Raw genomic sequence first — 6,866 nt, forward strand, 5'->3', positions numbered from 1 at the left:
ACCACTATTCCTGGCAAGCCTTTTGCCGTCCCGTCGTGAAGGCGGGCGCATGAATCCGGAGGACATTGAGTACGAGCCTGTCAGCGTCAAGGCCGTCCTCGCCGAGATGAAAGACACCGCGGAGTTACTCATCGACCTCTCGTACTCCGCCGTCCTCCACGCTAACGACGACCTCGCGGCCGAGGTCCTTGACCTCGAAGAGCGGATGGACATCCTTCAGCTACAGGCGCGCATGAGCCTGATGATGGCGGCCCGGAGCCCCGAGGCCGCGGAGGAACTCGCGCCCGTCCTCGGCGTCGTCGGCGCGGCCGAGAAGATTTCGGACGCCGCGGGCGACATCGCCAAGGTCGTCATCGAGGACATCGGCCTCCCGGACGCCATCCGCGCGGCGCTCCCCGAGGCGGTCGAGACGACGATCCGGTGCGAACTCACCGACGAGTCGCCGTACGCGGGTCGCACGCTCGGCGACATCAACATGGAGACCGAGACGGGCGTCCGCGTCATCGCCATCCACCGCGCCGGCGAGTGGGTGACGAACCCCGACCACGAGACGACGCTCCGCGCCGGCGACGTGCTCCTCCTACGTGGCCGCGACGACGGCCTCCAGACCGTCCACGAGGCCGCCACGGGCCTCCGGTACGATCCGCCGGATGTGCCGGAGCCGACCATCGAGGACCTCGAGCGGGCGGTCGACTCCATCGTCCTGATGAAGGATATGAGCGAACTCGCCGTCGACCTCGCCTACGGCGCGGTGCTGTTCGACAGCGAGGGCGTCGCCGAAGAGGTCGAGGAACTCGAAGCCGAGGTGGACGCGCTCAAGTCCCGGTTCGAGGCGTGGACGCTCCGCGCGGCGAGCCGGGTCGAAGACCCCGTGTCGCTCCGCGGGCTCGTCCAACTCGCGAGCGCGACCGAGATGATTTCGGACGCCGCGCTCGAAATCGCCGAGGGCGTCCTCCGCGGCATCGACGCCCACCCGGTCGTCGCCGCCGCGGTCAAGGAGTCCGACGAGGTCATCATCCGCCTGCGGGTCGCCCCCGCAAGCGACCTCGCGGAGGCGACCCTCGGCGACCGGCGCGTCAAGACCGAGACGGGAATGCGCGTCATCGCGGTCCGCCGGGCTGGCGGCCGCGAGTGGGTCGTCTCGCCGGGGTCGGAAACGCGGCTCCACGGCGGCGACCTCATCATCGCGAAAGGAACCAGAGCCGGCGCGGAACGACTGGGCGAACTCGTCGGCGACGAGCGCGAGTTCGACGAGTAGGGCGAGGCCGAACCGACGGAACCGACGGCTCAGAGCGTTTTACTCAGTCGATACGCCGAGACGAGCGTGAGCACTGTCGCGACGAGCAGCGCCGTCGCAGAGGCGAGGACGAACGCGAGGATGAGGAACCAGCCCTCGGGTCCGAGTATCGGATACTCGCGGGTACCGGCGAACGGGCCGAACAGTTCGAGGACCCGAAAGAGGTAGGCGACGACGGCCAACGCGAGGCCGACGGCCGCCCCGATAGCGGCGTTTCGTGGCACGTCCAGCGCCTGTACCAGTCCCCCCGTCGGCGGCCGTTCGGGAACGTCGTCTGTCACGGTCGCCGGTAGCGGCCGCGAGACCATAGCGGCAACGCTTTCCTCGGGGGGTCAGCGGACCGAACCCCTAAAGGGAGGCGGGTCCGAGGTTGGCGATATGATTACCTTGGGAACGGCGAGCGCGGCCCCCGGGGAGATGGACGTGGGCCGTCTCGAAGTCGGCGAGTCCCGCGACGGCGGGAGCGTCGGCCTGCCCGTCGCCGTCATCAACGGCGCGTCGTCGGGCAAGACGCTCTACATGCAGGCGGCCTCGGACGGAGACGAACTCAACGGCGTCGGCGTCATCCAGCGGGTCGTCCCGCAGCTCGACCCCGCGGAGATCTCCGGCACGATTCTCGTCGTCGGCATCGTCAACTACCACGCCTTTCAGGTCGCACAGCACCGCAACCCCATAGACGACACGAAGATGAACCGGGCGTACCCCGGCGACGAGCGCGGCACCTCCTCGGAGCGCATCGCGGCCGCGACGTTCGCCGCCGCCCGCGACGCCGACCTCATCGTCGACCTCCATCAGGGCTCGACGAGTCAGATGATAGACGAGGTCCGCGTCCGCTGCGGTCGCCACCACCGGATGCACGCTAAGTGCCTCCGACTCGCCAAGACGTTCGGCTGCGGCTACGTCCTCGACCAGAAGGGCCCCGACGGCCAACTCGCCCGCGCCGGCCCGGACGCCGGCATCCCGACCATCGACCCCGAACTCGGCGGCTGCGTCGGCTGGGACGACGAGAGCATCGAGAAGGGTGTCCGCGGCGTCTACAACGTCCTCCGCGGGTACGACTTCCTCGACGGTGACGTGGAACTCGAAGCCCAGACCCGCGCCCGCGGCTTCGACCAGTACGGCTCGCCGGTCGGCGGCCTCGTCCGGTTCAAGCGCGACCTCGGCGAGCGCGTCTCCGCCGGCGACGTGGTGTTCGAGGTGACGGACGTGTTCGGCAAGCTCAAAGCCCGCGTCACCGCCGACCACGACGGCATCTTCTGGCGGGCGCGCCGCCTCCCGCAGGTCGCTTCCGGCGAGTACGTCTGTTCCGTCGGCATCGACCTCGACACGTACTGACCCCTGACTTACTTCACCCGCACCACCTCACCCCACACCCACCCACCACCTCACTTCCCATGACGACATCACACGACCTCCCCGCTCGGCTCCGACTCGCGTGCGACGCCTGTGGCGAGACGTACGATGCGTGGCGCTGGCGCTGCACCTGCGGCGAGCCGCTGGACTTCGCGTCCGACCCGACGCCGTCTGCGGCCACCCCCGATGACGCCGCCCTCGACTACCGCGACGGCCTCTGGGCGTTCGACGAGTTCCTGCCGACCGAGCCGCACGCGACTCTTGGCGAGGGGATGACGCCCCTCGTCGACGCGGCGGAGTGGGAGGCCTCGTTCAAACTGGAGTACGTCTTCCCCTCCGGTTCGTTCAAGGACCGCGGCGCGACGACGATGCTCTCTCTCGCGTCAGTGCTCGGCGTCGAACGCGTCGTCGAGGACTCCTCGGGCAACGCGGGGGCCGCCGTCGCGACCTACGCCGCCCGCGCCGGTATCGACGCCGAAATCTACGTGCCCGCGTCGGTCAAGCCCTCGAAGGTCCGCGCCATCGAGCGCGCCGGGGCCAAGCCGGTCCGAATCGAGGGCTCCAGACAGGACGTGACCGACGCCTGCGTCGAGGCCGTCGAGGCCGACAACGCGTGGTACGCGAGTCACGCGTGGAACCCCGCGTTCTTCGCGGGCACGGCCACCGTCGCCTACGAAATCGCCGCCCAGCGCGACTGGTCGGTCCCCGACGCGGTCGTCACGCCGCTCGGCCACGGGACGCTCTTCCTCGGCGCGTACCACGGCTTCCGCGCGCTCTACGAGGCGGGCTGGACCGATCGGATGCCCGAACTGTACGGCGCGCAGGCCGCCGGCTACTCACCCATCGCCGACGCTCGGCACCACACGCCCGACGAGACGAACGACGTGGCCGACGGCATCCAGATTCTCGACCCCGTCCGCGAGGCCGAGATTCACGAGGCGCTGGACGACACCGGCGGCGACGCCATCGCGCTCTCGTCCGACGCGGTCGAAGACGAACTCGACAGGCTCCACCGCCACGGCTTCTATACGGAGCCGACCTGCGCCGTCGCACCCGCGGCGCTCCGCGAACTGCGGCTCTCGGGCGTCCTCGACCGCGACGCCGACGTGGTCGTACCGCTCACCGGAAGCGGACTCAAATCGTGAATCAGCTCAGAACACAGCTAACATAGCGTCGCTCACGACCGAAGCCAGTCGAACAGCGACCACCCGCGCCCCGCTTTCTCGTCTCTCTCACCGGCCCCGCCACCGCGTCCCCGTGCTTCGAGGTCGCGCCGGCGCTCGCGCTCCGCGTCGAGTTCGTCGCGGAGTCGCTCGTTTTCGCCGACGACGTCGTCGAGCCGCGCCCGGAGTTCGCTGAAGCGGTCGAACGCTTCGCGCTCGCCAACCGGCGACGCGGCGGTCGGCGGCGGTCCCCGTGGTTCACTCCCGGGGTCGTCGGGCTGCCCGTCGAGCGCGCCGTCGGACCGGCTGTCTCCCCGTCGGTCCTCGTCCGTGGGCGTCGTCGCGGGCCGAACCGCGCTCGACCAGCCAGACGGGTCGTAGTACTCGCTCGTCTCCCGAATCGCTCGCTGGACCGTCTTCGCGCCGTAGGTCGAGCCGTCCGCGTGCGCCACCTCGTCCCACTTCGGCCGAAAGAGCTCGCAGTCTCGAAACAGGCGGCACATCTGGCGCGCGTCGCCGGCCGTCCAGAACGCGAGAATCGAACACAGCGCCGCGTCCGCGTCGTCGTGGCTGTCGTAGCCGCTGGTGTCTCCCCGCCACAGATGGGTGAACTTCACGCCGTTCACCGCGGTCGAAGCGCGGTCGATAACCTCGCCGTCCGCGAGGTCGTTGCCCGGGCCGCTCACCTCGTCGAGGCGCGCGTCAACGGGCACACCGGACGAATCCGGAGCCACCGAGTCGACCGCCGGGGCCGGCGACGGCTCCGGGCCGGCTTCGAAGTAGGCGCCGTGAATTGCCGCGAGCACGTCGCTCCGCTCGGCAATCGCCGCGGGCGTGCCTTCGAGTCGGTCGCCGGTCGCGGGGAAAAAGCCCGCGCCGTCCGAGAGTTCGAGGTTCTCAGTTCGGTCGCTTCCCGACGGAAGCGTCCCGCGGACGAGGACGCGACAGCCCGTCCCCGAGGGATTCACCTGCGTGTGAGAGTCGAGGCGGTCGACGAGTTCCCACGCCCAGCGCTCGGTCGCGCCGGTCTCGCTGTCGCGGCACTCGCCGATGTCGACGACGACGAACGGGTCGTCGTCGGTGAAAACGTACCCCACCCCGTCGGCGGGGCCGTCCCGCGCGTACGCGAGCGCTTCGTCGAACGTCGTCCACGTCGAAACGTCGGTCACCGACGCGAGCCCGCCGGTCGTGTCCTTCAGAACCGTCGTTTCGGCACCGTCACGGGTCCGTGTTTGCCACCCGACCCAGTTGGCCCGTTCGAGGAGGTCGTCCGGGAGCTGTTCCCGCGTCGGGAGTGGTGGCGTCATCGCTACTCCTGGTCTCGGGAGGTGCGAGAAAGGTGTTTCCCGCGAGCTATCTGTTTTGATAACCAAAGCGAAATACGAAGCGTCCGCTCGCACGGTTCAACCCACGGAACACGAGCTGCCGTCAGCAGTTCACTCGAAAATGATTATTGCGCGCGGGGCTTGCCCGCGGATTCGGTCTCGGTCGTCTTCGCGCCCTCGTAGGTGTTGAAGCCCAGCAGGTCGTTCAGCGGGCATTTTTGGGTGATTGCCGTGGTCGCAAGGACCGCTCCGACGAGGAGCGCCGCGACCGCGACGACGAGTCCGAGGGTTCCGGCCGCGATGGTCAGGAAGCCCGCGAGGCTCGCCGCCCCGACGACGATGAGCACTGGTCCGAGGACGGCGCGCGCGATGCGATCGTAGCCGCCGACGTTCTTCTCCATGGTTGATTCACCGGCTCTAGTTACGCGCTCCGCGGCTAAATCGTAAATTGGTGGTTCCCGCGCTCGGAGAAGCGTGACTGTCGCGTCGGCCGACACGTCGAGGGCTCAGTCCTACTCGTCTACCCGCGACCGCCCCAGTCTATCCAGTCTTGTTCCCAGCCGTGGCCGGCGTGCCAGCCCCGGCCCTCGTACTCGGGGTCCTCGCGTCGCGTCCGGTTTCTGACGATGCTCCCCGTCTGTTCGCCGTCCACGAGGAGCGGTTTGAACGACAGCGGGCCGAACGACTCGGCCACCTCGCCGTCCTCGACGGCGACGAGCGTCTGTTCGCCGACGCCTTTCGGCATGACGAGCCGGCCGCCGTCGGCGAGTTGCGCGAGGAGTCGCGCGGGCGGGCGGACCGCCGAGGCCTCGACGAGGATGCGGTCGAAGGGCGCGTAGTCGGCCAGCCCCTCCGCGCCGTCGCGGCAGTCCACGAGGACGCCGCCGTAGCCGGCGCGCTGGAGGTTCTCGCGCGCCTCGTAGACGAGCGAGCGGGTGATATCGACCGCGTGGACGTGCGCGTCGCCGACGATTTCGGCGAGGACCGCGGCGGTGTAGCCGACGCCCGCGCGACGACGAGCACCTCGTCGTCCGGTTGCGGGTCGAGCGCGGAGAGCAGGCGCGCGACCGTCGTCGGCGCGAGGATGGTCGTGTTCGTGTCGCGGTGCTCCGTCGGGCGGTTCTGATACGGCGAGTCGGTGACGAACTCGTGTCGCGGGACGCTGCGCATGGCGATGGAGACGGCCTCCGGGAGCGACTCCAGCGAGTGCTCCAGGCCGTCGACCATGTCGTCGCGCAGCACCGAGTTGTCCATAGCCGAACTCGGAGGTCGGTCCTAATCAACCGCACGCTCGCCGACGACCGCCTGCAGGTCGGTCCCTGGCACGTCTCGGACCGTACAGCCGCCGAATCCGGCCGATTCGACCCACGAGCGAACCGTCGGCTCGTCGTAGAGGTCGCCGCGGCCGGTGGCGAGCGCGTCCACCGCCCGCCCCGCAGTCGCCTCGGTCGGACAGCGCCCGTGGAGACTATCGACGAACACCGCCGACCCACCGGGTTCGAGGGCGTCGTGCGCGCCGGAGACGAGCGCTCGCGCGCCGTCCGGGTCGCGCCCAGCGAAGGCGTCGCCGACGAAGACCAATCCGAAGCCCGATACCGGCGGGTCGGTCGAGTCGCCCGCGACGAGATCCACGCCGGCGCGGGAGAGAAGCGGTCGGACGACTTCCACAGTCTCGGCGTCGTCGACGAGCGTCACGTCGCGGCCGCGGGCGACGAACTCGCGGGCGAA

General features: G+C 69.6%; 7 protein-coding genes and 1 pseudogene. 3 read left to right on the plus strand and 5 right to left on the minus strand.

What is annotated here, in order from left to right; genetic code table 11:
- Positions 1-49 precede the first annotated feature (49 nt).
- Positions 50-1,258, plus strand: coding sequence for a TrkA C-terminal domain-containing protein (locus NKF06_RS09910; protein WP_253245284.1), 1,209 nt, complete (start codon positions 50-52; stop codon positions 1,256-1,258).
- A 29-nt stretch (positions 1,259-1,287) separates the two neighbouring features.
- Here NKF06_RS09910 and NKF06_RS09915 read toward each other — a convergent pair whose 3' ends face one another.
- Positions 1,288-1,605, minus strand: coding sequence for a hypothetical protein (locus NKF06_RS09915; protein ID WP_004973404.1), 318 nt, complete (start codon positions 1,603-1,605; stop codon positions 1,288-1,290).
- Positions 1,606-1,675: 70 nt separating this feature from the next.
- On the opposite strand from NKF06_RS09915, the gene NKF06_RS09920 reads away from it, so the two are divergent.
- Together NKF06_RS09920 and NKF06_RS09925 are read left to right on the plus strand one after the other, a co-directional pair.
- Complete coding sequence (locus tag NKF06_RS09920; protein WP_058826648.1) at positions 1,676-2,632, plus strand: succinylglutamate desuccinylase/aspartoacylase family protein; 957 nt, start codon at positions 1,676-1,678, stop codon at positions 2,630-2,632.
- A gap of 59 nt (positions 2,633-2,691) precedes the next feature.
- A complete protein-coding gene (locus NKF06_RS09925; RefSeq protein WP_253245285.1) occupies positions 2,692-3,795 on the plus strand; it encodes a pyridoxal-phosphate dependent enzyme in 1,104 nt (367 codons plus the stop codon).
- 32 nt (positions 3,796-3,827) lie between these two features.
- Here NKF06_RS09925 and NKF06_RS09930 read toward each other — a convergent pair whose 3' ends face one another.
- The 4 genes and pseudogenes from NKF06_RS09930 to NKF06_RS09945 all read right to left on the minus strand — a co-directional run.
- Complete coding sequence (locus NKF06_RS09930; protein ID WP_253245286.1) at positions 3,828-5,120, minus strand: hypothetical protein; 1,293 nt, start codon at positions 5,118-5,120, stop codon at positions 3,828-3,830.
- 143 nt (positions 5,121-5,263) lie between these two features.
- A complete protein-coding gene (locus NKF06_RS09935) occupies positions 5,264-5,539 on the minus strand; it encodes a DUF2892 domain-containing protein (protein WP_058826645.1) in 276 nt (91 codons plus the stop codon).
- Between the two features lie 119 nt (positions 5,540-5,658).
- Positions 5,659-6,392: pseudogene (locus NKF06_RS09940) on the minus strand (protein-L-isoaspartate O-methyltransferase).
- 21 nt (positions 6,393-6,413) lie between these two features.
- A partial coding sequence (locus NKF06_RS09945) for a class I SAM-dependent methyltransferase (protein WP_253245287.1) occupies positions 6,414-6,866 on the minus strand: 453 nt, incomplete at its 5' end.

Origin of the sequence: Haloferax sp. AB510, from assembly GCF_024136985.1 — an archaeon.
Taxonomy (GTDB): domain Archaea; phylum Halobacteriota; class Halobacteria; order Halobacteriales; family Haloferacaceae; genus Haloferax.

What these genes read in the sequence shown, in the direction of transcription:
- NKF06_RS09910 (WP_253245284.1), top strand. Translation starts at nt 50, where the DNA reads ATGAATCCGGAGGACATTGAGTACGAGCCTGTCAGCGTCAAGGCCGTC.
- NKF06_RS09915 (WP_004973404.1), bottom strand. Translation starts at nt 1,605, where the DNA reads ATGGTCTCGCGGCCGCTACCGGCGACCGTGACAGACGACGTTCCCGAA.
- NKF06_RS09920 (WP_058826648.1), top strand. Translation starts at nt 1,676, where the DNA reads ATGATTACCTTGGGAACGGCGAGCGCGGCCCCCGGGGAGATGGACGTG.
- NKF06_RS09925 (WP_253245285.1), top strand. Translation starts at nt 2,692, where the DNA reads ATGACGACATCACACGACCTCCCCGCTCGGCTCCGACTCGCGTGCGAC.
- NKF06_RS09930 (WP_253245286.1), bottom strand. Translation starts at nt 5,120, where the DNA reads ATGACGCCACCACTCCCGACGCGGGAACAGCTCCCGGACGACCTCCTC.
- NKF06_RS09935 (WP_058826645.1), bottom strand. Translation starts at nt 5,539, where the DNA reads ATGGAGAAGAACGTCGGCGGCTACGATCGCATCGCGCGCGCCGTCCTC.